Origin of the sequence: Streptomyces bambusae, assembly GCF_019400985.1 — a bacterium.
Classification (GTDB): Bacteria; Actinomycetota; Actinomycetes; order Streptomycetales; family Streptomycetaceae; genus Streptomyces; species Streptomyces bambusae_A.
Map to the genome: position 1 here is coordinate 1 of NZ_WTFF01000046.1, position 24261 is coordinate 24261.

Consider the following 24261-nt stretch of genomic DNA (forward strand, 5'->3'; position numbering starts at 1 on the left):
GTGCTCTCCTTCTTCGACCGGGCGCCCGAGACGATGAAGTCCTCGATGCAGCGCGACGCGGAGAACGGCCACCCGATCGAACTCGACGCCATCGGCGGGGGCGCGCCACCGGCCGCCGCCCCGCACCAGACGCGCACAACCATGGGTCCACGCCTCGCCGCCGCGGCTCTCCTGCGCGAGGTCCTCGAAGGCCTGCGCGTACCGGTCCACGGCCCGGCCCGGGTCCCCGGCCCGCTCGTCCGCCACGGCCAGGCACCGCAGCAGCGGCCAGCGCGACGGGGCCAGCGGCAGGCCCCGCTCCCAGCTGCGCACGGCCTGCGCGATGTCGCCGGCGTGCCACTGGGCCACGCCCAGGTGGTACTCCGTCAGCGGGTCGGCCGGGGCGGTCTCCAGCATGTCCCGCCAGTGCGGGGCCACCAGGCTCGGACCGGGCGGGACCACCCGGCGGGGCGCGGGGAGCACGCCGGTGCGCCACAGCTCCAGCCAGGGGGCCTGGGCCTCCCCCAGGGTCGACTCCGGGAAGGGGGTGCCGGGCAGCTTGTGGCCGGCGCACAGCACCTCCAGCGCGCCCCAGCCGGAGCCGTCCGCCAGCCGCTCGCCCGGTTCGGCATCGGCGTAGGGCCGCCACGCGGCGTACGCGGCCTCCACCAGCTCCCGCGGCAGGGCCTCCTCCAGCGCCCGCTCGGCCGCGGTCCGGGCCGCCGCCCAGTCCCCGCCGTGCACCTGGCCCGGGTCCGCGGCCAGCGGCCCGTACGCCTCCAGCCAGCTGAACTCCGCCCCCGCCTCCAGCGGTACGTGCTCCAGCTGGGTGCGGGCGAGCCCCGCCTGGATCTCCGCGTAGCCGGGCGTGCCCGGCTCGGTCAGCCATTCCTGCCAGCGGCGGCCGCCGCGCCCGCTGCCCCACACGAAGAGCTTGCGCCCGCGCAGCAGATCCGTGGACGTCTGCACCAGCCCCCGCCCTTCCGCGTCGAGCGCCGCGATCCACCGCCGGGCGCCGTCCGGCACCTCGTGGAAGAAGTCGGCCGGGTACGTGCTGCGCAGCGGGTACGTGCCGTCCTCAGCCCCGGGCCCGGCCCCGGGCAGCGGGACGCGCCGCAGCGCCCGCTCGTAGCCGAAGTGCCAGGTCTCGTCGGCGGGGGCGAGCACGCGGCTGCCGGCGTCCTCGGGCACGGCGGTGTTGGACCACCAGTACACGGGCGCCGGCCGCTCGTGCGGGTTGCGGACGCGGACGCCGACGTACAGGTACGCGGAGTCCTCGGGGAGCCAGAGGTCCACCTGGAAGGGCAGGTCCCGCAGCCGCTCCCACTCCCACAGCCGGACCATGGTCCCGCCGTCCGGTGCGGGTACGAGCGCGGCGTGCAGGGGTGCGCACGCGAGGGTGGTGTGGCCGGTGGCGCCGATGTTCCACTCGATGCCGCCGGAGAACCAGGCGCCGTTCAGGGCGAACGCGGCGGGCTGGAACACCGGGTTGCGGTAGAGCAGTTCGCGGCCGGTGGGCACGTGCACCATCGAGTGCACCCGGCCGCCCAGCCCCGGCAGCACGGTGACCCGCAGGTGCGCGTTCTCCAGGACCACGGCGTCCAGGTCCGCCAAGGCCCGTTCGCGCCCGTACCCGTCCAGCAGCCGGACGGGCAGCAGCGAGCGCAGCGGCTCGTGGCCGATCTGCCGGGCCATGTCGCGCGGCAGTCCGGCGCGCACGCGCTCGTCGAGGACGTGGACCTCGACGGGCGGGAGCAGGGCGGGCAGCGGGTTCTCGGGCCCCAGCGGGGCGGCGGGCAGCGTGACGACGGCACGGCGGACGGTGGTGGCCATGCACAAATGGAACACGCCACCGCGACCGGAGAACAGGGGGCCGACGGGGAGTTCTGCCCCGGGCCACGCCCCGTCAGGGGCGCGGGTCTGTCTCGATGTGCGGCTCACCCGCGTGGGCGCGAACGACCACAACGGACCGTCAGGACCACCACGGCGAGCCCGACCACGAACCGGGCCACGCCCCGTCAGGGGCGCGGGGAACTGCGCGAACAGCCACAACGAACCGGCAGGACCGCCACGGCGAGCGGCCACCCCCAAACATGGGCTGGCGACCCCGAACACGAGCCGGCACGGCAACACCACGCCCCCTCAGGGGCGCGAGGAACTGCGCGAACAGCCACAACGGACCGGAAAGACCGCCACGGCGGGCGCCGCCCCCCGAACAGGGGCTGGGGACCCCGGGCGGAGTCCGGGGAGGGTCCGGGGTGCAACCCCGGGGACACGGTGCCCCGACCGCCGCGCTCAGGCCTGCAGCCGCAGCCTTGGCACGTCGGGCCGGTCGAGGCCGAACACCTCGACGTACAGGCCAAGTTCCGCCTCCAGCGCACGCACCATCGTCTCCGCCCGGCGGAACCCGTGGCCCTCCCCCTCGAAGGCGACGTACGCGTGCGGCACCGAGCGGCCGCGCAGGGCCGCCAGGAAGCGCTCCGCCTGGGCCGGCGGGCAGACCGCGTCGTCGAGCCCCTGGAGCAGGACGAAGGGCGCGGTCACGCCGTGGGCCCGCGACAGCGGGGAGCGTTCGCGGCAGCGCACCGGGAGGGCCTCGGGCGGGCCGGCCAGGGCCTCGGCGTAGCGGGACTCCAGGTCGTGGGTCTCGGCCGCGAAGCCCTGCAGGTCCAGCACCGGGTAGATGATCGTGCCGCAGGCGTAGAGGTCCGTGGCCGCGAGCGAGGCCGCCGCGGTCCAGCCGCCGGCGCTGCCGCCTCGGATGGCGAGCCGGGCGGGGTCCGCGGTGCCCTCGGCGGCCAGCGCGCGGGCCACCGCCGCGCAGTCCTCGACGTCCACCACGCCCCACTGTTCGCGCAGCCGCTCCCGGTAGGCCCGGCCGTAGCCGGTCGAGCCGCCGTAGTTGACCTCCACCACGCCGATGCCGCGCGAGGTGAAGTACGCGATGTCCAGGTCGAGTACGGGCGGCACGTGGTCGGTGGGGCCGCCGTGCGCCCACACCACGTACGGGGGCAGCTCCTCGGCGGGTGCCCGGCGGGCGGGGTGGTGCGGCGGGTAGACGTGGGCGTGGATCTCGCGGTCGTCCGGGCCGAGGAAGGTGCGGCTCTGCGGTTCCGGGTAGTACGCGGGGTCGACGCGGTCTCCCGCGCGTCCGCTCCACGGCGCCCCGACCACCCGGGCCCGCCCGGTGGCGGTGTCCAGCTCGACCACCTCGTACCCGCTGCGCGGGCTGGCCGCCACCCCGTAGACGCGCGATCCGTGTGCGGCGAGCGTGGGCTGCCAGGCCGTCCAGGGGCCGGACACGTCGACCAGATCGCCGGTGTCCGGGTCCAGTATCCCCAGCACGGAGGCGCCCAGGCCGTGCAGCACGGCCACCGGGCCCGACCCCACCCCCGCGCCGCCGGCCGGGACGCCGGGCAGCGGGGCGAGCCAGCCCAGTCCGGTCTTCCACAGCGGGCCGCCGAACTCCTCCTCCCGCGGGCACAGGTTGACCGGCGCGGCGACGCCCTCGGGGTCCACCCGGTACGGGTTCCACCAGCCGCTGCGGTCGCTGACCGCGAGCAGGGTGCCGTCGGCCGCCCATTCGGTCTGGGCGACGGACTCCTCGGGCCCGCCGAGCACGGTACGGACCTCCTCGAACCGGCCGTCGGGGGACACGTCGGCCACCTTGAGCTCGGTGCCGTCCCAGGGCATCCGCGGGTGGTCCCACACCAGCCATGCCGCGTGCTTGCCGTCGGGCGAGAGCCGCGGCCCGGTGGTGAACCGGTGCCGGTCGTCGGTCAGTTCGCGTACGGCGTCGCGGTCGTCGGCGGCCGACCCGTCCAGCGGTACGGCGGCCAGCACGCGCCGTACGTCGGTCGGTGCGGGCCCGGTGAACTCCTCCAGCACGCACCACACCTCGGTGCCGTGCACGACCGGGTCGACCCAGCGCAGGCCGCCGCCGGTGCGGGAGACGGGGGTCAGCGGCCGCGGCCGGCCCGCGCCGGACGGGACGGGGCCGGACGGGGCGGCCACTGCACCCTCAGCAGATGCGCCCGCAGCAGATGCGCCCGCCGCACCCGCAGCAGGTGCGCCCGGCGCGTCCGGCGCTCCGGGGCCGTCGGCCGCGTCCGGCTCGTAGGCGTACAGCCGCTGGTCGGCGCCGTGCACGAAGACCACCAACGGGCCCTGCCCGCCCGACCGTTCGACGCCGGCCCAGGGGCGGCCGCCGTACTCGGTGACCCGGCTGCGCACGTTCCAGGGCGCCGGCAGTACCGACTCCGGCGGCCCGCCCTCCGCCCGGCGGCGCACCAGCGTGCGCCGGCCGCCCTCGGCGGGCCGGGGCTCGGTCCACCACACCTCGGCGCCCACCGTGCCCACGTACTCGGGCCGCCCGTCGAGGGAGGCGGCCAGTGCCGCGTCGATGGGCGAGGGCCAGGTGCCGTACGGCCCGGTGGGCACCATCACAGGGTCCGCAGGGCGTGGTCGAGGACGCGTACCCCGAAGTGCAGGGCCTCGACCGGCACCCGCTCGTCCACGCCGTGGAAGAGCGACCAGTAGTCGAAGCCGGGCGGCAGCTTCAGCGGGGAGAAGCCGTAGCCGGTGATGCCGAGCCGGGAGAACTGCTTGGCGTCGGTGCCGCCGGCCATGCAGAACGGCACCACCTGCGCGGCCGGGTCGAAGCGCTCGACGGCTGCCCGCAGGGCGGCGTACGTGGCGCCGTCCACGGGGGCTTCGAGGGCGACCTCGCGGTGGTGGAACTCCCAGTCGACGTGCGGGCCGGTCAGCTCGTCGAGGGTCGCGGCGAACTCGTCCTCGCCGCCGGGCAGGACCCGCCCGTCCACGTGGGCGGTGGCCCGGCCGGGAATGACGTTGAGCTTGTACCCGGCGTCGAGCATGGTCGGGTTGGCGCTGTTGCGGACGGTCGCCTCGACCAGGGCGGCGGCCGGGCCCAGCTTGCCGAGTACGGTGTCCAGGTCGAAGGTGCGCGAGCGCGGGTCGACGGACAGCCCCTGCAGGGCCGCGAGTTCGGTGATCGAGGCGGCGACGGTGTCGGTGAGCCGGACCGGCCACTCGTACTCGCCGATCCGGGCGACGGCGGCGGCGAGCCGGGTGACGGCGTTGGCGGGGTTCGGCTTGGAGCCGTGCCCGGTGGTGCCGTGGGCGGTGAGCTTGAGCCAGGCGGTCCCGCGCTCGCCGGCGGCGATCGGGTAGACGGCCCGGCCGGGCCCGGTGTGCAGGGTGAAGGCGCCGGATTCGCTGAGGCCTTCGGTGCAGCCGTCGAAGAGGTGCGGGTGGCGGTCGGCGAGGAAGCCGGAGCCGTCGACGGCGCTGTCCTCCTCGTCGGCGGTGAAGGCGATCACGATGTCCCGCCGGGGGCGGCAGTCGTGGCCGGCCCGGGCGGCCCGCGCCCACGCCCGTACGACGGCCAGGACCATCGCGTCCATGTTCTTCATGTCCACGGCCCCGCGGCCCCAGACCACTCCGTCGCGGACCTCGCCCGAGAAGGGTGCGACGCTCCACTCGGCCGGCTCGGCCGGGACCACGTCGAGATGGCCGTGGACCAGGAGGGCGGGGGCCGCCGGGTCTCTGCCGGCGATGCGGGCCACGACGTTGGTGCGGCCCGGGGTGCGCTCCAGCAGGACGGGTTCGAGGCCGGCCGCGGCCAGGCGCTCGGCGGCGTACTCGGCGGCCGGCCGCTCGCGGCAGTCGCCGCCGCCGCGGTTGGTGGTGTCGATGCGGATCAACTCGGAGGTGAACGCGACGACCTCGTCGAGCGCGACCGCGTCGACGGGGTCGAACGCCTCGGCCGCGCCGGCCTGGTCGGCCGCACCGGCCGCGTCCACGGGGGGTGTCATGTCAGCCATACTGCTCCTCCACGGCCGACGAGACGATCGTCGTGACCGCCTTGAACGTCCGGATCCCCTCGTACATCGTCCCGCTGCTGTACGCGACCCGGCGCGCGCCGGCCGCCCGCCGTACGCCCGGGACGACGGTGGCCGCGGCCGCCAGGTGCTCCGCGTCGAACTCGATCTCGACGGTGAACGGCCCGCCGCGGACGGGCTCGTGGCGCTGTGCGAGGCCCGCGGCCTCCTTGGCGGCGGAGCGGATGTCGGCGGCGGTGCGTGCGGGGGTGCGGCAACGGGCGGCGTAGCGGGACACGTGGTCCTTGACGGCGACGGTCCGGGCGCCGGGCGCGTAGCCCGCGGCGTCGAGGCAGGTGAGGTCGTCCCCGGTGACCAGGACGACGGGTACGCCGTACTCGGCGACGACGTGGGCGTTCAGGTGGCCCTCGCTCGCGGGTACGCCGTCCAGCCAGACCCCGGTGATGGAGTTGGCGAGGTAGGTGTGCGCGAGGACGCCCTCGGCGCCGGCGCCGGTGTGGTAGCCGACGAAGGCGATGCCGTCGACGTCGCCGTGCTGGACGCCTTCGAGCATCGACAGGCTCTTGTGCCGCCCGGTGATCATCTGGATGCGCTCGTCGAGCTGCTCCAGCAGCAGGTTGCGCATGGTCCAGTGGGCCTCGTTGACGAGGACCTCGTCGGCCCCGCCGTCGAAGAAGCCGAGGGCGGCGGCGTTGACGTCGGAGGTGAACAGGGCGCGGCAGCGTTCCCACTGGGCAGTCCCCGGCAGCACGTCGGCCGGCCAGGTGACTCCGGTGGCGCCTTCCATGTCGGCGGAGATGAGGATCTTCATCGGGCCCCCGTGGGTCGGTCGCAGGCCTACCACCCTAGCCGCTGCACGCCCTCCGGGACGGGTGCGCGCGCCGGTGCGCCCCTCAGGCGGGCGGTGTCGCAGCGCGCCCGGGAATTCCACCCGATCCGGTGAGGCCGCGGCGGCGGCCCCACCGTCGGGCGGCGGTCAACAGCCGCTGTCAGGCCCCGACTTCCCGGGCCAGGTTGTCCAGGATGGCGTCGTAGATGCGGACGAGGCCCTTGGGGGCGAAGGTCCGCTCGAAGAAGCCGGCGATGCCGCCGGCGCCGTTCCAGACGGTGGTCACGACGGCCTTGGACCTGCCCTCGCCGGCCGGGGTGACGGTCCAGGTGGTGACCATGGAGGAGTTGCGGTCCTTCTCCACGAGGCGACCGTCGCTGGGCTCGGTGACCTCCAGCAGGCAGTCGCGCACGCGCTTGCTGGTGGCCTGGAGCTTCCAGTGGACCAGGCTGCCCTCGCCGTCGCCGCCCTCGCGCACCTCGTACTCGCTGAAGTGCTCGGGGAGCAGCTTGCCCCGGGTACCCGTGTAGTCCGCCAGCGCGTCGAACACCGTCTCCGCGTCGGCCGCGATGATCCGCTCCGTGGTGGCCTCGACCTGCGCCATACCTGTTCCTCCAGCAGTCGTGAAACGCTCGTCGCGGCAAGCCAACCACCTGGCGGGTCGGCCGCCCAAATCCGCTCCCCTCGCTCCGCGGTGCTGACCAGCGCGTTCCCCTGGCCGCACGATCATGGGAACGTTTGTTCTATTCTCGGGCCGGGAACTACCGAGGGAGGCGCCATGCGCTGGGACAACCTGACCGCCGGCTCCTCGGGGCCGGCCGCGCTGTTCGGGGCCGACGCCGTGGTCACGCGTACCTTCGACACACCGGAGTTCCGCAGCATCACCTTCCACGAGGTGCGCGCCCGGTCGATCGTCAACCGGGTGCCGGGGGCCTCGCGGATGCCGTTCGAATGGACCGTGAACCCCTACCGCGGCTGCTCGCACGCCTGCGTGTACTGCTTCGCCCGCAAGACGCACAGCTACCTCGACCTGGACACCGGCCTCGGCTTCGACACCCAGATCGTCGTCAAGACCAACGCGCCGGAGCTGCTGCGCCGCGAGCTGGCCGGGCCGCGCTGGACCGGCGCGCACATCGCGATGGGCACCAACGTGGACTGCTACCAGCGTGCCGAGGGCCGCTACCGCCTCATGCCCGGGATCATCGAGGCCCTGCGCGACCACGCCAACCCCTTCTCGATCCTGACCAAGGGCACGCTGATCCTGCGCGACCTGGACCTGCTGCGGCAGGCGGCCGAGGTCACCGACGTCGGCATCTCGGTCTCCGTCGGCTTCACCGACCAGGAGCTGTGGCGCACCGTGGAGCCCGGCACCCCGTCGCCCGCGCGCCGGCTGGACGTCGTACGCACCCTCACCGGCCAGGGCATCGACTGCGGGGTGCTGATGGCCCCCGTGATCCCCTTCCTCGGCGACTCCCCCGAGCAGCTGCGCGCCACCGTGAAGGCCGTCGCGAAGTCGGGTGCCACCTCGGTGACCCCGCTGGTGCTGCACCTGCGGCCGGGGGCGCGCGAATGGTTCATGGCGTGGCTGGCCGCGCACCACCCGGCGCTCGTGGAGCGGTACGAGCGGATGTACGCCGGCGGCTCCTACGCCCCGACCTGGTACCAGCGGCAGATCACCCGCCAGGTGCACGAGCTGGCCGACGCGTACGGGATCGGCCCGGCCCGGCGCGGGGCAGCCCGGCGGACCACTCCGCCCGGGGCGGCGGCGGACCACGCCGCAGAGCCGCACGGGCCGGCGGCGGCCGGGCCCACGCAGCTGACGCTGCTGTGACCGCGGCCGACCGAACGCCGACCGGGCCGCCGAGCGGCCGCTGACCGACCGCCGACCGGCCGCCGACCGGCCGCTGACCGGCCGCTGACCGGCCGCTGAAACATCATCACATCGGGCCAAAAGGCGGCACAATCGACGCCTTCCGCCGTGACTTCCGGGACGATTCCGGCCAGAACCATCGGCTGGGAGGCCCTCGTGAAGAAACGCGCCGCTGTCCTGCTCTCGATCGCCACCGTCGCCACCGCCCTCGCGGGCCCGGTCACGACCACCGCCGCGGCCGCGGGCCCGGACGGCGGCCGGGCTGCCGCCGCGCTGCGCTGGACGAAGTGTGCGACCCCGCGCTACCCCACGCTCCAGTGCGCCTCCCTCGCGGTCCCCCTCGACCACGACCGGCCGGACGGCAGGAAGGTCACCCTCGCCCTGACCCGGGTCCCGCACACCGGCGCCACGTCCCAGGGGCCCCTGCTGGTCAACCCCGGCGGACCCGGCGGCAGCGGGCGCGCCCTGGCCGGCTACATCGCCTCCGCCCTGCCCAAGGCGGTGGCCGCGCAGTACGACGTGATCGGCTTCGACCCGCGCGGCGTCGGCAGGAGCGAGCCGGCCCTGGACTGCGGCAACGGCCACTTCACGCCCGTCCGGCCGGACTCCGTACCCCTCACCCCGGCCGACGAGCAGGCCAACCTGGACCGGGTGCGCGGCTTCGCACAGGCGTGCGCGAGCAAGCACGCCGACGTCCTGCCGCACGTGGGCACCGTCAGCGCCGCCCGGGACATCGAGCTGCTGCGCCAGGCCCTCGGCGCACCGAAGGTCAGCTACTTCGGCTACTCGTACGGCACCTACCTCGGCGCGGTGTACGCCAAGCTGCACCCGGACCGGGTGCACCGGCTGGTCCTGGACTCGGTCGTGGACCCGGCCGGGGTCTGGTACGAGGACAACCTGGCGCAGGACCTGGCCTTCGACGCGCGCCACAAGGCGTTCATGGCCTGGGTGGCCCGGCACGACGAGACCTACCGGCTGGGCGACGACCCCGCGCAGGTCGAGTCGCGCTGGTACGCGATGCGCGACGCGCTGCGGCAGACCCCGGCGGGCGGCAAGGTGGGCCCGTCGGAGCTGGAGGACACCTACATGCCGGGCGGCTACTACAACGGCTACTGGCCGCACCTGGCGGACGCGTTCGCGGCGTACGAGGTGAAGGGCGACCCCAAGCCGCTGGTGGCGGCGTACGAGCGGTTCGGGGCGGTGGAGCCCTCGGCCGGCAACAGCTACACGGCGTACAGCGCGGTGCAGTGCCGGGACTCGGCCTGGCCGAAGGACTGGAACGTGTGGCGCACGGACATGTGGCGCACGCACGCCAAGGCGCCGTTCATGACCTGGAACAACGCCTGGTACAACGCGCCGTGCGCGTTCTGGCCGACCGAGGCCCTCCAGGCGCCGGACGTCACCAACGTGGCGCTGCCGCCGGCCCTGCTCCTGCAGGCGACGGAGGACGCGGCCACGCCGTACGAGGGCGCGCTGAGCATGAAGGCGCGGCTGGCGGGGTCGGCGCTGGTGGTCGAGCAGGGCGGCGGCAACCACGGGATCTCGCTGAGCGGCAACAAGTGCCTGGACGAGAAGGTGGCGGCGTACCTGACGTCCGGTACGGCGGCGGACGCGACCTGTGCGGCGATGGCGGAGCCGAAGCCGACGACCGCGACCCGGGTGGTGCCCTCCACGGCGGGCGGCGCGGCCCTGCACGGCCTGCTCGGCTTCCGTCGCTGACCCCTCTGGGCGGCTGACCCCTCTGGCAGCTGACCCTTCTGGCCGGCCGACCCCTCTGGACGGCCGACCCCTCTCTGGGCGGCTGACCCTTCTGGACGGCCGGCGCCCGGCTGAAGGCGCCGGCCCCTGGCGGACCGGCTCCGTACCGGCTCCGTCTACGTCAGCGCCTTCAGCGCCCGGGTCGCCGCCACCGCCAGGCGCGGGTGGGCCTGGGCCCGGGTGAGGACCTCCCGGGCCCGGGCGTCGCCCAGGGCGCCCAGGCCCTCGACGCACGCCAGGGCCACCCGCCAGTACGGGTCGTGCGGGGAGAGCCGCCGGGACAGGGTGGTGACCAGGGCCGGCACGGACTCCGGCGCGCGCAGCGCCACCAGCAGCCGGACCGGCTCCAGGGCGTAGGCCACGCGCAGTTCGTTGGTGGCCAGGGCGGCGGCCGCCCTGGCGGTACGCGGGTCGCCCAGCGCGGCCAGCGCCTCGGCGGCGGCCGCACAGCGGGGCGGGTCGCGGTGGTTCAGCAGGAGCACGAGCGGTTCGAAGGCGCGGGGGTCCGCGGCCAGGCCCAGCCGGTAGGCGGCCAGCTCCCGCGCCCACAGCGGCCGGCCGGCGGCCGACAGGGCCGCCGCGAGGCCGTCCGGTCCGGCGGTGAGCAGGGCCTCGTACTGGGCCTCGTACCCGGGTGAACCCGCCGCCTCGGCCCGCAGCCGCGAAAGGACATCCACGCGCCACACGATAGCGGCGCAACTCACATCTCCCGTGCTCTGGCCAAGGAGTTACCGACCGGTTAATCTCGGGATGCAAGCGCGGCCTGGTGACGCAGCCGCACTTGAGTTCATCGGTTCGGCACAGCTGCACGGCGTGCGCCCCGGGACAGGGCCCGCCGCATTCGACACCTGCGCGACGTCTGTTCGACGCGGGTTCGAAAGCCCGTTTCACGCCGTTTCGCCGTTTCGCCGTTATCCCGCAGCGGGCACGCCCCGCCGCTGCGCCTTCGTACGCGACGCCACGTGTTTTCCGTCGCGCCCGTACGCCCCGCCGTGTGCAGACGCACGGACCTGTGCATCCCGTTCGCCGTACCCGGCCCTCGCGCGCGCCGTTCCGCCGCGCCGCCCTCTCGTAGTCGTCACCCTCATTCCACCGGAGTCCCGCGATGGACCGTCAGTCCACCCAGCCCACCCTCCAGACCATTGCCGTCGTCGGCCTCGGCACGATGGGCACCGGCATCGCCGAGGTCCTCACCCGCGCCGGCCGCGAGGTCATCGGCATCGACATCAGCGAGTCCGCCGCCCGGACCGCCGTCGCCGCCCTGGAGGCCGCCACCGCCCGCGCCGTCGCCAAGGAGCGCCTCACCGAGCAGGAGCGCGCGGACGTGCTCTCCCGCTTCCGCACCTTCACCGACCTGCAGGCCGCCGTCCACGCCGACCTGGTGATCGAGGTCGTGCCGGAGGACTACGCGCTCAAGAGCCAGGTCTTCGCCGCCCTCGACGCGATCGTCCGGCCGGACACCGTCCTGGCGACGGGCACCAACGCCCTGTCCGTGACCCGCCTGGCCGCCGAGTCGCGGCACCCGGAGCGGGTGCTGGGCCTGCACTTCTTCAACCCGGCGCCGGCCATGAAGCTGGTCGAGGTCGTCTCCTCGGTGCTGACCGCGCCGACCGCCGTCGAGGCGGTCACGGCCCTGGCGAAGGACCTGGGCAAGGAGCCGGTCGCGGTCGGCGACCGCCCGGGCTTCGTCGCCGACGGGCTGCTCTTCGGCTACCTGAACCAGGCCGCCGCCATGTACGAGTCGCGCTACGCCTCCCGCGAGGACATCGACGCGGCGATGAAGCTCGGCTGCGGCCTGCCCATGGGCCCGCTGGCGCTGCTCGACCTGATCGGCGTGGACACCGCCCGCACCGTCCTGGAGGCCATGTACGCCGCCTCCGGCGACCGGCTGCACGCCCCGGCCCCGATCCTGGGCCACCTCGCCGAGGCCGGCCTGACCGGGCGCAAGGCGGGGCGCGGTTTCTACACGTACGAGGCGCCCGGCAGCGCCGTGGTGGTGTCCGACGCCCTGACCGGCGCCGGCGGCGCCCTGGTCGGCGAGGGCCGGCCGGTGTCCTCGGTCGGCGTGGCCGGCTCGGGCACGATGGCCGGCGGCATCGCGCAGGTCTTCGCGCAGGCGGGCTTCGACGTGGTGCTCGCCGCCCGCAGCCAGGAGAAGGCCGAGGCCGCCAAGGCGGCGATCGGCAAGTCCCTGGGCCGGGCCGTGGCCAAGGGCCGGCTGGCCGAGGAGGCCGCCGAGCAGACCCTGGCCCGGATCACCCCGGCCGGCTCGCTGGACGCCTTCGCCGAGGTCGACCTGGCCGTGGAGGCGGTGGCCGAGGACCTGGCGGTCAAGCAGGAGCTGTTCCAGACGCTGGACAAGGTCTGCAAGCCGGGCGCGGTGCTGGCCACCACGACGAGCTCGCTGCCGGTCGTGGCCTGCGCCCGGGCGACCTCGCGTCCGCAGGACGTGATCGGGATGCACTTCTTCAACCCGGCGCCGGCGATGAAGCTGGTCGAGGTGGTCCGCACGGTCCTGACCGCCGACGACGTCCACGCCACGGTCCGCGAGGTGTGCACCCGCATCCGCAAGCACCCGGTGGACTGCGGCGACCGGGCCGGCTTCATCGTGAACGCGCTGCTGTTCCCGTACCTGAACAACGCGATCAAGATGGTCGAGGGCCACTACGCCTCGCTGGACGACATCGACACGGCGATGAAGCTGGGCGGCGGCTACCCGATGGGGCCCTTCGAGCTGCTCGACGTGGTCGGCCTGGACGTCTCGCTGGCCATCGAGAAGGTCCTGCACAAGGAGTTCCGCGACCCGGGCCTGGCCCCCTCCCCGCTGCTGGAGCACCTGGTGGCGGCGGGCTGCCTGGGCCGCAAGAGCGGTCGCGGATTCCGTGAGTACGCCCGGCGGTAAGCCGCGGGCCCACGAGCCGGATGCGTGGGGAGGGCTGCTCGGGTCTGCCGGACCCTCACGGCGGACATACCCTCCCGAGCCCAGTGCGGGCCCTCCCCCGCATCCGTCCCACCCTTCGGGCCCTGCGGGCCCTCGGGCGCGCACCCCGGCGCGCATGCAGTACGTTCGCACTATGTCCCAGCCCGCCAAGACCTCGACCCGCGCCGCCACGGCGTCCTCCGACGCCCCGGAGAGCGCCGCCGGCTCCCGGGCGGCCGCCCAGCGTCTGAAGATGCGCCGGGAGCTCGCCTCGGCCGCGATGGAGCTGTTCGCGACCAAGGGGTACGAGGCGACAACGGTCGACGAGATCGCCGCGATGGCCGGGGTGGCCCGCCGGACCTTCTTCCGCCACTTCCGCTCCAAGGAAGAGGCGATCTTCCCCGACCACGACGACACCTTGATCCGGGCCGAGGCCGTGCTGGACGCGGCCCCTGCGCACGAGCACCCGCTCGACACCGTGTGCCGCGGGATCAAGGAGGTCATGAAGATGTACGCGGCCTCTCCGGCGGTGTCGGTGGAGCGCTACCGGCTGACCCGCGAGGTGCCGGCGCTGCGGGAGCGGGAGATCGCCTCGGTGGCCCGCTACGAGCGGCTGTTCACCCGCTACCTGCTGGCCCACTTCGACGAGCAGGACCACCACGACGGCAACGACGACCCGCTGCTGGCCGAGGTGGCCGCCTCGGCCGTGGTCACGGCCCACAACCACGTGCTGCGGCGCTGGCTGCGGGCGGGCGGCAAGGGGGACGTGGAGGCGGAGCTGGACCACGCCTTCGCGATCGTGCGCAAGACCTTCGGGACGGGGATCGGGGCCGGGCGGACGCTGGGCGCGGGGCAGGCCCCGGCGGCCCGGGCGCGGACCGAGGGGGAGGTGCTCGTGGCGGTGGCGCACACCGACGCCCCGCTCGACGAGGTCATGCGGACCATCGAGGAAGCACTGAAGAACAAGTGAGGCTCATGAACACGTGAGGCTCATGAACAACGTGAGGCTCTGAAGATCACGTAGCGAGGAGGGCTGCTCCGGCCCCTCGCGCGACTTCTGTAACAGCGGTCACAGCGGCCGCACCCGATCCCGGGTGCGGCCGCTGTCGTTTGTCCAGGTTGCCCCTACTCGCCGGTAACTCTGATCGATCATCGCTCATCTGCGCAGGTCAATCGGCAAATGAGAGAAATTTTTGGCACGCAGTGCCTTGCCGAGTGACACGGGGTGCCATACGTTGAGGTCGTCCGGATGTCCCCGCGGTCCACGCCCAGCACAGGGCAGGAACGCGCCCCGGACGCCTGCGTCACAGGCACCCTCCGCGCCGCACCACAGGCGCCGCCGAGCACCACCGCACCGCCGAACCGACGGCTCACCCACACCCTCAAGCGATCCCCGGCGCGCATCCCTCGTACGCGCTACCCCCAGACTCCGTCCGGGGGTGCCCTCAGGAGGCATCACCGTGAAGCACATCCTCGACGCGATCCAGTCGGAGGCCGCAACGGCCGAAGACTTCGCGGCCCTCCCGCTGCCCGAGTCCTACCGCGCGATCACCGTGCACAAGGACGAGCAGGAGATGTTCGCGGGACAGAGCAGCCGCGACAAGGACCCCCGCAAGTCCCTCCACCTCGACCAGGTCCCGGTGCCGGAACTCGGCCCGGGCGAGGCTCTGGTGGCCGTGATGGCTTCCTCGGTCAACTACAACTCGGTGTGGTCCTCGATCTTCGAGCCGATGTCCACCTTCGGCTTCCTGGAGCGCTACGGCCGGCTGTCGGAGCTCACCAAGCGCCACGACCTGCCGTACCACATCATCGGCTCCGACCTCGCGGGCGTCGTCCTGCGCACCGGCCCTGGCGTGAACGCCTGGAAGCCCGGTGACGAGGTCGTCGCGCACTGCCTCTCCGTCGAGCTGGAGTCCTCGGACGGCCACAACGACACCATGCTCGACCCCGAGCAGCGCATCTGGGGCTTCGAGACCAACTTCGGCGGCCTCGCCGAGATCGCCCTGGTCAAGTCCAACCAGCTGATGCCGAAGCCGAAGCACCTCACCTGGGAGGAGGCCGCCGCCCCCGGCCTGGTGAACTCCACCGCCTACCGCCAGCTGGTCTCCCGCAACGGCGCCGGCATGAAGCAGGGCGACAACGTCCTGATCTGGGGCGCCAGCGGCGGCCTCGGCTCGTACGCCACCCAGTTCGCGCTGGCCGGCGGCGCCAACCCGATCTGCGTCGTCTCCTCCCCGGAGAAGGCGGAGATCTGCCGGAAGATGGGCGCCGAGGCGGTCATCGACCGCAACGCCGAGGGCTACAGGTTCTGGAAGGACGAGCAGACCCAGGACCCGCGCGAGTGGAAGCGCTTCGGCGCGAAGATCCGCGAGCTGACCGGCGGCGAGGACGTCGACATCGTCTTCGAGCACCCGGGCCGGGAGACCTTCGGAGCCTCGGTCTACGTCACCCGCAAGGGCGGCACGATCGTCACCTGCGCCTCGACCTCGGGCTACAACCACGAGTACGACAACCGCTACCTGTGGATGTCGCTGAAGCGGATCGTCGGCTCGCACTTCGCCAACTACCGCGAGGCCTGGGAGGCCAACCGCCTCGTCGCCAAGGGCAAGATCCACCCCACCCTGTCGAAGGTCTACTCCCTGGAGGAGACCGGCCAGGCCGCGTACGACGTCCACCGCAACCTCCACCAGGGCAAGGTCGGCGTCCTCGCGCTCGCCCCCGAGGAGGGCCTGGGCGTGCGCGACCAGGAGCTGCGCGCGCAGCACATCGACGCCATCAACCGCTTCCGCGACGCGTAGCGGAGCGGACCAATCCAAGCAGTCGGAACATCTGAGATCCGCTGAGATCCGCTGAGATCCGTCTGAGGGCCAAAGGGAACGCCTGAGATGACAGAGCGCCAGAAGGACCGTCCGTGGCTCATGCGGACGTACGCCGGCCACTCCACGGCCGAGGCGTCCAACGAGCTGTACCGCCGCAACCTCGCCAAGGGCCAGACCGGCCTGTCGGTCGCGTTCGACCTGCCGACGCAGACCGGCTACGACCCCGACCACATCCTCGCCCGCGGCGAGGTCGGCCGGGTCGGGGTCCCGGTCTCCCACCTGGGCGACATGCGGCGGCTGTTCCAGGACATCCCCCTGGAGCAGATGAACACCTCGATGACGATCAACGCCACCGCCATGTGGCTGCTGGCGCTCTACCAGGTGGCCGCCGAGGAGCAGGGCGCGGACATCTCCAAGCTCCAGGGCACCACCCAGAACGACATCGTCAAGGAGTACCTCTCCCGCGGGACGCACGTCTTCCCGCCGGGGCCCTCCCTCCGGCTGACCACCGACATGATCGCGTACACGGTCAACAACATCCCGAAGTGGAACCCGATCAACATCTGCAGCTACCACCTGCAGGAAGCGGGGGCCACACCGGTCCAGGAGATCTCGTACGCCATGTCCACCGCGATCGCGGTGCTGGACTCGGTCCGCGACTCCGGGCAGGTCCCGCCGGAACGGTTCGGCGAGGTGGTCGCCCGTATCTCCTTCTTCGTGAACGCGGGCGTCCGGTTCATCGAGGAGATGTGCAAGATGCGCGCCTTCGGCCGCATCTGGGACAAGGTGACCCGCGAGCGCTACGGCATCGAGGACGCCAAGCAGCGCCGCTTCCGGTACGGCGTCCAGGTCAACTCGCTCGGGCTGACCGAGGCCCAGCCGGAGAACAACGTCCAGCGGATCGTCCTGGAGATGCTGGCCGTCACCCTCTCCAAGGACGCCCGCGCCCGCGCCGTCCAGCTGCCCGCCTGGAACGAGGCCCTCGGCCTGCCCCGCCCCTGGGACCAGCAGTGGTCGCTGCGCATCCAGCAGGTCCTCGCCCACGAGAGCGACCTGCTGGAGTACGAGGACATCTTCGCGGGATCCCACGTCATCGAGGCCAAGGTCGACTCCCTGGTCGCCGACTGCCTGGCCGAGATCGACCGGATCCAGGAGATGGGCGGGGCGATGGCCGCCGTCGAGTCCGGCTACCTGAAGTCGCAGCTGGTCTCCTCGCACGCCGAACGGCGGGCCCGGATCGAGGCCGGCGAGGACAAGATCGTCGGCGTGAACTGCTTCCAGCAGACCGAGCCCAACCCGCTGACCGCCGACCTGGACGGCGCCATCATGACGGTGGACGCGGCGGTGGAGGCGCTCACGGTCGAGCGCATCGGCCGCTGGCGGGCCGAGCGGCAGGAGTCCTCCGACCGGCAGGGGGGCGGCGACCCGTTCGTCTTCCCGACCGCCCGCCAGGCCCTGGACCGGCTCATGGAGGCCGCGGCCGGGACCGAGAACCTGATGGAGGCCACCCTGGAGTGCGCCCGCGCCGGTGTCACCACCGGCGAGTGGGCGAGCGCCCTGCGCGAGGTCTTCGGCGAGTTCCGCGCCCCGACCGGCGTCTCCTCCGCCCCGGTCGCGGTCACTGCCGAGCCGGGCACCCCGCTGGCCGAGGTCCGCGAGAAGGTGGCCCGTACCGCCGAGGAGCTCGGCACCGGCCGGCTGCGCCTGCTGGTCGGCAAGCCGGGGCTGGACGGGCACTCCAACGGCGCCGAGCAGATCGCCGTACGGGCCCGCGACGCCGGGTTCGAGGTGGTCTACCAGGGCATCCGGCTGACTCCGGAGCAGATCTCGTCGGCGGCACTGGCCGAGGACGTGCACTGCGTGGGACTGTCCATCCTGTCCGGTTCGCACAGCGCGCTCGTGCCGGACGTGCTGGAACGCCTCCGCGCGGCGGGGGCGGCCGACCTGCCCGTCATCGTCGGCGGCATCATTCCGAATGCCGACGCCGAGGAACTGAAGGCCGCCGGTGTGGCCGCCGTCTTCACCCCGAAGGACTTCGGTATCACGGAGATCATCGGCCGTATCGTCGACGAGATCCGCAAAGCGAACAAGCTCAACCCCCTCATCAGCACGGAGGTCCCCGCATGACCACGCCTGCCGCACAGGTGAATCGCCTGCGCCCGCGCCGCTCCTGCCTCGCGGTGCCCGGCTCCAACCCCCGGTTCCTGGAGAAGGCCCAGGGCCTGCCGGCCGACCAGGTCTTCCTGGACCTGGAGGACGCCTGCGCGCCGCTGGCCAAGCCGGAGGCCCGGCACACCATCGTCAAGTTCCTGAACGAGGGCGACTGGACCGGCAAGACCCGCGTGGTGCGCGTCAACGACTGGACCACCCACTGGACCTACCGGGACGTGGTGACCGTCGTCGAGGGTGCGGGCCAGAACCTGGACTGCATCATGCTGCCGAAGGTGCAGAACGCCGAGCAGATCGTGGCGCTCGACCTCCTGCTGACCCAGATCGAGAAGACGATGGGCTTCGAGGTCGGCAAGATCGGTATCGAGGCGCAGATCGAGAACGCGCAGGGCCTCAACAACGTCAACGCGATCGCCCAGGCCTCGCCGCGCGTGGAGACGATCATCTTCGGCCCGGCCGACTTCATGGCCTCGATCAACATGAAGTCGCTGGTCGTGGGCGAGCAGCCGCCCGGCTACCCGGCGGACGCGTACCACTACATCCTGATGAGCATCCTGATGGCCGCCCGCGCGAACAACCTGCAGGCGATCGACGGCCCCTACCTGCAGATCCGCAACCAGGAGGGGTACAAGGCGGTCGCTCAGCGCGCCGCCGCCCTCGGGTTCGACGGCAAGTGGGTGCTGCACCCGGACCAGGTCGCCGCGGCGAACGAGATCTTCTCGCCCTCGCAGGAGGACTACGACCACGCCGAGCTGATCCTGGACGCGTACGACTACTACACGTCCGAGGCGGGCGGCAAGAAGGGCTCGGCGATGCTCGGCGACGAGATGATCGACGAGGCCAGCCGCAAGATGGCACTGGTCATCTCCGGCAAGGGCCGGGCCGCCGGCATGCAGCGCACCAGCAAGTTCGAGATCCCGGAGGCCTGACCATGCAGTTCGGACGCACGTACGAGGAGTTCGAGGTCGGGGCGGTCTACAAGCACTGGCCCGGGAAGACGGTCACGGAGTACGACGACCACCTCTTCTGCCTCCTCACCATGAACCACCACCCGCTCCACATGGACACGAACTACGCCGAGAAGACGACGGACTTCGGCAAGAACGTGGTCGTGGGCAACTACATCTACTCCCTGCTGCTCGGCATGTCCGTGCCGGACGTCTCCGGCAAGGCGATCGCCAACCTGGAGATCGAGTCGCTGCGGCACGTGGCGCCGACCTTCCACGGCGACACGATCTACGGCGAGACCACGGTCCTGGACAAGACCCCCTCGAAGTCCAAGAGCGACCGCGGCATCGTGTACGTGGAGACCAAGGGCTACAAGCAGGACGGCACCCTCGTCTGCGTCTTCCGGCGCAAGGTGATGGTCCCGACCGAGACGTACATCAAGGAGCGCGGCGGCGAGCAGCCCGGCCGCCCGGAGCTGAAGACGCAGGAGAAGTAGTCATGGCACGACTCGCCCAGACCGCCGGGCTGACCGAGGTCCAGCAGGAGATCCTCAAGACCGTCCGCGATTTCGTGGACAAGGAGATCATCCCGGTCGCGACCGAGCTGGAGCACCGCGACGAGTACCCGCAGCAGATCGTGGACGGGCTCAAGGAGCTCGGGGTCTTCGGCCTGATGATCCCCGAGGAGTACGGCGGTCTCGGTGAGTCGCTGCTCACCTACGCGCTGTGCGTGGAGGAGATAGCGCGCGGCTGGATGTCCGTCTCGGGCATCATCAACACGCACTTCATCGTCGCGTACATGCTCAAGCAGCACGGCACGCAGGAGCAGAAGGACTACTTCCTGCCCCGCATGGCGCTGGGCGAGGTCCGCGGCGCGTTCTCGATGTCCGAGCCGGCCCTCGGCTCCGACGTGTCGGCCATCTCGTCCAAGGCGGTCAAGGAGGGCGACGAGTACGTCCTCAACGGCCAGAAGATGTGGCTGACCAACGGCGGCTCGTCCACGCTGGTGGCCGTTCTGGTCCGGAGTGACGAAGGCCACCCCGAGGGCACGGCCCCGCACAAGTCGATGACCACCTTCCTGGTGGAGAAGGAGCCCGGCTTCGGCGAGGTCCGCCCCGGCCTGACGATCCCGGGCAAGATCGACAAGATGGGCTACAAGGGCGTCGACACCACCGAGCTGATCATGGACGGACTGCGCATTCCGGCCAATCGGGTCCTCGGCGGGGTCACCGGCCGAGGGTTTTACCAAATGATGGACGGCGTCGAGGTCGGCCGCGTCAACGTGGCGGCGCGTGGCTGCGGTGTCGCCCAGCGTGCGTTCGAGCTGGGCGTCTCGTACGCGCAGCAGCGCCAGACCTTCGGCAAGCCGATCGCCCAGCACCAGGCCATCCAGTTCAAGCTGGCCGAGATGGCTACCAAGGTCGAGGCGGCTCATGCCATGATGGTCAACGCAGCACGCAAAAAGGACTCCGGGGAACGAAACGACCTCGAAGCAGGGATGGCGAAGTACCTCGCCTCCGAGTACTGCAAGGAGGTTGTGGAGGACGCGTTCCGCATCCACGGCGGATACGGGTTCTCGAAGGAGTACGAGATCGAGCGGCTCTACCGGGAGGCGCCGATGCTGCTGATCGGTGAAGGGACCGCCGAGATCCAGAAAATGATCATTGGGCGCCGCCTGCTCGAGGAGTACCGGATCCAGGGCTGAACATCCCTTTTGAACGGGATTGCCGCCAAATCCGCGTCAGAACGGTCACATCCAGTCACCGTGTTTCGGCCACCGACTCGGCTTCTGGCTTGCCCAGTTGTTGCGCGCAACCGATAGCATTCCAGTAAAGCCGCCGTCCCGTCCCCCTGTTTGCGGCGCGGCAATCACCCGCTACGAAGGTCATCCATGCCCCACAGCCAAACCTCTGCACCTCGCGTCGGCTTCCGCGGCGGACGTATCGCACGCGGAGCATCGCCGTGGCTTCTGCCGACCGTCGCCACCGCGGCTCTCAGCCTCACCCGGGCCCGCAAGTCCGGACGCTGGGCCGCGGTGGCCGTGCCCACCACCGCTCTCGCGGCGGGCATGCTGTGGTTCTTCCGCGACCCCGAGCGCGAGATCGCTCAGGGCCGGGTCATCTCGCCCGCCGACGGTGTGGTGCAGAGCATCATGCCGTGGAAGGACGGCCGGACCCGGGTCGCGATCTTCATGAGCCCGCTGAACGTCCACGTCAACCGCGCGCCCCTCGCGGGCACGGTGACGTCCGTGGAGCACATCCCCGGCGGGTTCGTCCCGGCGTTCAACAAGGAGAGCGAGAACAACGAGCGCGTTGTCTGGCACTTCGACACCGAGCTCGGCGACATCGAGATGGTGCAGATCGCCGGCGCCGTCGCCCGCCGCATCGTCCCCTACGTGCCGGCCGGCACGAAGGTCGAGCAGGGTGACCGCATCGGCCTGATCCGCTTCGGTTCGCGCGTCGACATCTACCTTCCGGAGGGTGTCGAGGTCGCGGTCGAGGTCGGTCAGGCCACCACCGCGGGGGTGACTCGAATTGACCGTGACTGATCCCGGATCACGCACCGACTGGGTTCCGGAGGCCCCGGAGGAGGAGGCCGACGGCGAGGAGATGCCGCTGTCGCTGCGGCTGTCGATAGCGGACACCCTCACCCTCGGCAACGCGACCTGCGGATTCATGGCGGTCTACTTCACGACCACCGGAATCCTCATCCCGCACCTCACCGGCAGCAACGAGACGGGCATGGCGCGGCACAGCGCCGCGACCGCCGTCATACTGATGCTCCTCGCCGCGGTCTTCGACCTCTGCGACGGGCTGGTGGCGCGCAAGCTGCGCAGCTCGCCGATGGGCGCCGAGCTGGACAACCTCTCGGACCTGATCAGCTTCGGCCTGGCACCGGCGTACTTCGTGCTCGTCTACGGCATGGTCGCCGACGACGCGCACCAGAAGGTGTCGGCGCTGGCGGCGATCGTGGTGCTGCTCGCGGTGGTCCTGCGGCTCGCGAGATTCAGCTGCGTGACGATGAAGGACGGCATGTTCCAGGGCATGCCGAGCCCCTTCGGCGCGCTCACGGTGGTCTCCATCGTGCTGCTGGAGCTGCCGTTCGTGCCGACCCTGCTGGCGATCATCGGCGTGGCCTGGCTCATGGTCAGCCGGGTCGAGTACCCCAAGCCGCGGGGCATCCTCGCGGCGGCGATGCTCAGCTGGATCGTCGGTGCGATGGGCCTGCTGGCGGCCTGGGCCTTCGACGCCCCGGGCGGCCAGCTGCTGCTCCAGACCGGCTGCGCCCTGCAGATCGTGCTGGCGGCGACCATCCCGCTGTTCGCCACCACCCGGCGGGTCAACACCATCCGCCACAACCGCCGCGAGGCCCGGGCCCAGGTCCAGCAGTAGCCCCGCGCGCGTCACGTCGTACGAAGGCCCCGGCCGCCCTTGAGGCGGTCGGGGCCTTCCGCATGCGCGCCGGGGGCCGGGCTCGAAGGGGTTCGGAGGGGGCCGGGGCAGGGCGGGGGCCCCGGGCTCGAAGGGGGTTCGGAGGGGGCCGGGGCAGGGCGGAGCCCGCGTACGCTTGATGTCGGAAAACCGCCAGCCCCGTCCGTACGCACCCCGGATGCTGGAGCCATGTACACCGACACCGAGCGCTGCGTCAGGGCCGTGCAGTCGAAGGACGCCCGCTTCGACGGCTGGTTCTTCACCGCCGTCCGCACCACCGGGATCTACTGCCGCCCCAGCTGCCCCGCCGTGCCGCCCAAGGTCGAGAACATGACCTTCCTGCCCAGCGCGGCCGCCTGCCAGCAGGCGGGGTTCCGGGCGTGCAAGCGGTGCCGCCCCGACACCAGCCCCGGATCGCCGGAGTGGAACGCCCGGGCCGATGCGGTCGCCCGGGCCATGCGCCTGATCCGCGACGGGGTCGTCGACCGCGAGGGCGTCCCGGGCCTCGCCGCCCGCCTCGGATACTCCACCCGGCAGGTGGAGCGCCAGCTGAGCGCAGAGCTCGGCGCCGGACCCCTGGCCCTGGCCCGGGCGCAGCGCGCCCAGACCGCGCGACTGCTGATCGAGACCTCCGACCTGCCGATGGCGGACGTGGCCTTCGCGGCCGGGTTCTCCTCCATCCGCACCTTCAACGACACCGTCCGCGAGGTCTTCGCCCTCTCCCCCAGCGAGCTGCGCTCCCGCAGCCGCTGCGCCCGGCGCGGCGGCGAGCCCCGCACCCCCGGCGTGCTGTCCCTGCGGCTGCCCTTCCGCGCCCCGCTCAATCCGGACAACCTCTTCGGCCACCTCGCCGCGACGGCCGTGCCCGGTGTCGAGGAGTGGCGCGGCGGCGCCTACCGCCGGACCCTGCGGCTGCCCTACGGCACCGGGGTCGTGGCGCTGACCCCGCAGCCGGACCACATCGGCTGCCAGCTGGCCCTGACCGACCTGCGCGACCTCACCATCGCGATCAGCCGCTGCCGGTGGATGCTCGACCTGGACGCCGACCCGCAGGCCGTGGACGAACAGCTGGCCGGCGACCCGCTGCTCGCGCCCGTCGTGGGCAAGGCCCCGGGGCGCCGGGTGCCGCGTACGGTGGACGCCGCCGAGTTCGCCGTACGCGCGGTGCTCGGCCAGCAGGTGTCCACGGCGGCCGCCCGTACGCACGCCGCACGGCTGGTCACGGCGCACGGCGAGCCCGTGGCGGACCCCGACCCGGACGGCGGCCTGACCCACCTCTTCCCCTCCCCCCAGGCCCTGGCCGCGCTGGACCCGGAGGCCCTGGCGCTGCCGCGCAGCCGGCGTACCACGCTGACCACGCTCGTGGAGGCGCTGGCCGACGGCTCGCTGCCGCTGGGCATCGACAGCGACTGGGAGGCGGCGCGGGCACAGCTGGGCGCGCTGCCCGGGTTCGGGCCGTGGACCACGGAGGTGATCGTCATGCGGGCGCTCGGCGACCCGGACGCCTTCCTGCCCTCGGACCTGGGGGTGCGGCGGGCGGCGCAGGGGCTCGGCCTGCCGTCCTCGCCGGCGGCGCTGACCGCGCGGGCGGCGGCCTGGCGGCCGTGGCGGGCGTACGCCATTCAGTACCTGTGGGCGACCGACTCCCACCCGATCAACCAGCTGCCCGCGTAGG

At 72.5% G+C, this 24261-nt stretch carries 18 protein-coding genes; 12 read left to right on the forward strand and 6 right to left on the reverse strand.

Annotated features, from left to right (window positions below):
- The 5 genes from GPJ59_RS09575 to GPJ59_RS09600 form a co-directional block, all read right to left on the reverse strand.
- On the reverse strand, nt 1-1812 hold a 1812-nt coding region (locus GPJ59_RS09575; protein WP_258024128.1), incomplete at its 3' end, for a DUF5107 domain-containing protein.
- A gap of 462 nt (nt 1813-2274) precedes the next feature.
- Nucleotides 2275-4422, reverse strand: a complete 2148-nt coding sequence (locus GPJ59_RS09580) for a prolyl oligopeptidase family serine peptidase (RefSeq protein WP_258024129.1) — start codon at nt 4420-4422, stop codon at nt 2275-2277.
- Nucleotides 4422-5816, reverse strand: a complete 1395-nt coding sequence (locus GPJ59_RS09590; protein WP_219666071.1) for a M20/M25/M40 family metallo-hydrolase — start codon at nt 5814-5816, stop codon at nt 4422-4424. The genes GPJ59_RS09580 and GPJ59_RS09590 overlap by 1 nt, the downstream gene beginning before the upstream one ends.
- Before the next feature lies 1 nt (nt 5817).
- Nucleotides 5818-6654 (reverse strand): M55 family metallopeptidase, encoded by an 837-nt coding sequence (locus tag GPJ59_RS09595; protein WP_219666051.1) that lies wholly within the window; start codon nt 6652-6654, stop codon nt 5818-5820.
- 178 nt (nt 6655-6832) lie between these two features.
- Nucleotides 6833-7276, reverse strand: coding sequence for an SRPBCC family protein (locus GPJ59_RS09600; RefSeq protein ID WP_219666052.1), 444 nt, complete (start codon nt 7274-7276; stop codon nt 6833-6835).
- A gap of 174 nt (nt 7277-7450) precedes the next feature.
- Between GPJ59_RS09600 and GPJ59_RS09605 the strand changes: the two genes are divergently transcribed.
- A complete protein-coding gene (locus GPJ59_RS09605; RefSeq protein ID WP_219666053.1) occupies nt 7451-8503 on the forward strand; it encodes an Rv2578c family radical SAM protein in 1053 nt (350 codons plus the stop codon).
- Between the two features lie 195 nt (nt 8504-8698).
- The gene (locus GPJ59_RS09610; RefSeq protein WP_219666054.1) at nt 8699-10261 is read left to right on the forward strand and encodes an alpha/beta hydrolase; all 1563 of its coding nucleotides are present in this window, start codon (nt 8699-8701) and stop codon (nt 10259-10261) included.
- Between the two features lie 155 nt (nt 10262-10416).
- On the opposite strand, the gene GPJ59_RS09615 is transcribed toward GPJ59_RS09610, so the two are convergent.
- Complete coding sequence (locus tag GPJ59_RS09615) at nt 10417-10977, reverse strand: adenylosuccinate lyase (protein ID WP_219666055.1); 561 nt, start codon at nt 10975-10977, stop codon at nt 10417-10419.
- A 428-nt stretch (nt 10978-11405) separates the two neighbouring features.
- On the opposite strand from GPJ59_RS09615, the gene GPJ59_RS09620 reads away from it, so the two are divergent.
- From GPJ59_RS09620 to GPJ59_RS09665, 10 genes are all read left to right on the forward strand, one after another.
- On the forward strand, nt 11406-13202 hold the full coding sequence (locus GPJ59_RS09620) for a 3-hydroxyacyl-CoA dehydrogenase family protein (RefSeq protein ID WP_219666056.1): 1797 nt from the start codon (nt 11406-11408) through the stop codon (nt 13200-13202).
- Between the two features lie 172 nt (nt 13203-13374).
- Complete coding sequence (locus GPJ59_RS09625; RefSeq protein WP_219666057.1) at nt 13375-14190, forward strand: TetR family transcriptional regulator; 816 nt, start codon at nt 13375-13377, stop codon at nt 14188-14190.
- Between the two features lie 490 nt (nt 14191-14680).
- Entirely contained in the window at nt 14681-16018 is a 1338-nt protein-coding gene (gene ccrA / locus GPJ59_RS09630) for a crotonyl-CoA carboxylase/reductase (protein WP_219666058.1), read from the forward strand.
- An 87-nt stretch (nt 16019-16105) separates the two neighbouring features.
- Complete coding sequence (locus GPJ59_RS09635; RefSeq protein ID WP_219666059.1) at nt 16106-18166, forward strand: protein meaA; 2061 nt, start codon at nt 16106-16108, stop codon at nt 18164-18166.
- Nucleotides 18163-19137, forward strand: coding sequence for an HpcH/HpaI aldolase/citrate lyase family protein (locus GPJ59_RS09640; protein WP_219666060.1), 975 nt, complete (start codon nt 18163-18165; stop codon nt 19135-19137). Before GPJ59_RS09635 ends, GPJ59_RS09640 begins: the two co-directional genes overlap by 4 nt.
- Before the next feature lie 2 nt (nt 19138-19139).
- A complete protein-coding gene (locus GPJ59_RS09645) occupies nt 19140-19652 on the forward strand; it encodes a MaoC family dehydratase (protein WP_219666061.1) in 513 nt (170 codons plus the stop codon).
- 2 nt (nt 19653-19654) lie between these two features.
- The gene (locus tag GPJ59_RS09650) at nt 19655-20860 is read left to right on the forward strand and encodes an acyl-CoA dehydrogenase family protein (RefSeq protein WP_219666062.1); all 1206 of its coding nucleotides are present in this window, start codon (nt 19655-19657) and stop codon (nt 20858-20860) included.
- 186 nt (nt 20861-21046) lie between these two features.
- Nucleotides 21047-21703 carry a phosphatidylserine decarboxylase gene (locus GPJ59_RS09655; RefSeq protein WP_219666063.1) on the forward strand — a complete coding sequence of 219 codons (657 nt, stop codon included), beginning with the start codon at nt 21047-21049 and terminating at the stop codon, nt 21701-21703.
- A gap of 61 nt (nt 21704-21764) precedes the next feature.
- Complete coding sequence (gene pssA, locus GPJ59_RS09660; protein ID WP_219666072.1) at nt 21765-22547, forward strand: CDP-diacylglycerol--serine O-phosphatidyltransferase; 783 nt, start codon at nt 21765-21767, stop codon at nt 22545-22547.
- A 228-nt stretch (nt 22548-22775) separates the two neighbouring features.
- Nucleotides 22776-24260 carry an AlkA N-terminal domain-containing protein gene (locus GPJ59_RS09665; RefSeq protein WP_219666064.1) on the forward strand — a complete coding sequence of 495 codons (1485 nt, stop codon included), beginning with the start codon at nt 22776-22778 and terminating at the stop codon, nt 24258-24260.
- Nucleotide 24261 lies beyond the last annotated feature (1 nt).

What these genes read in the sequence shown, in the direction of transcription:
- GPJ59_RS09580 (WP_258024129.1), bottom strand. Translation starts at nt 4,422, where the DNA reads ATGGTGCCCACCGGGCCGTACGGCACCTGGCCCTCGCCCATCGACGCG.
- GPJ59_RS09590 (WP_219666071.1), bottom strand. Translation starts at nt 5,816, where the DNA reads ATGACACCCCCCGTGGACGCGGCCGGTGCGGCCGACCAGGCCGGCGCG.
- GPJ59_RS09595 (WP_219666051.1), bottom strand. Translation starts at nt 6,654, where the DNA reads ATGAAGATCCTCATCTCCGCCGACATGGAAGGCGCCACCGGAGTCACC.
- GPJ59_RS09600 (WP_219666052.1), bottom strand. Translation starts at nt 7,276, where the DNA reads ATGGCGCAGGTCGAGGCCACCACGGAGCGGATCATCGCGGCCGACGCG.
- GPJ59_RS09605 (WP_219666053.1), top strand. Translation starts at nt 7,451, where the DNA reads ATGCGCTGGGACAACCTGACCGCCGGCTCCTCGGGGCCGGCCGCGCTG.
- GPJ59_RS09620 (WP_219666056.1), top strand. Translation starts at nt 11,406, where the DNA reads ATGGACCGTCAGTCCACCCAGCCCACCCTCCAGACCATTGCCGTCGTC.
- GPJ59_RS09625 (WP_219666057.1), top strand. Translation starts at nt 13,375, where the DNA reads ATGTCCCAGCCCGCCAAGACCTCGACCCGCGCCGCCACGGCGTCCTCC.
- GPJ59_RS09635 (WP_219666059.1), top strand. Translation starts at nt 16,106, where the DNA reads ATGACAGAGCGCCAGAAGGACCGTCCGTGGCTCATGCGGACGTACGCC.
- GPJ59_RS09640 (WP_219666060.1), top strand. Translation starts at nt 18,163, where the DNA reads ATGACCACGCCTGCCGCACAGGTGAATCGCCTGCGCCCGCGCCGCTCC.
- GPJ59_RS09645 (WP_219666061.1), top strand. Translation starts at nt 19,140, where the DNA reads ATGCAGTTCGGACGCACGTACGAGGAGTTCGAGGTCGGGGCGGTCTAC.
- GPJ59_RS09650 (WP_219666062.1), top strand. Translation starts at nt 19,655, where the DNA reads ATGGCACGACTCGCCCAGACCGCCGGGCTGACCGAGGTCCAGCAGGAG.
- GPJ59_RS09655 (WP_219666063.1), top strand. Translation starts at nt 21,047, where the DNA reads ATGCCCCACAGCCAAACCTCTGCACCTCGCGTCGGCTTCCGCGGCGGA.
- pssA (WP_219666072.1), top strand. Translation starts at nt 21,765, where the DNA reads ATGCCGCTGTCGCTGCGGCTGTCGATAGCGGACACCCTCACCCTCGGC.
- GPJ59_RS09665 (WP_219666064.1), top strand. Translation starts at nt 22,776, where the DNA reads ATGTACACCGACACCGAGCGCTGCGTCAGGGCCGTGCAGTCGAAGGAC.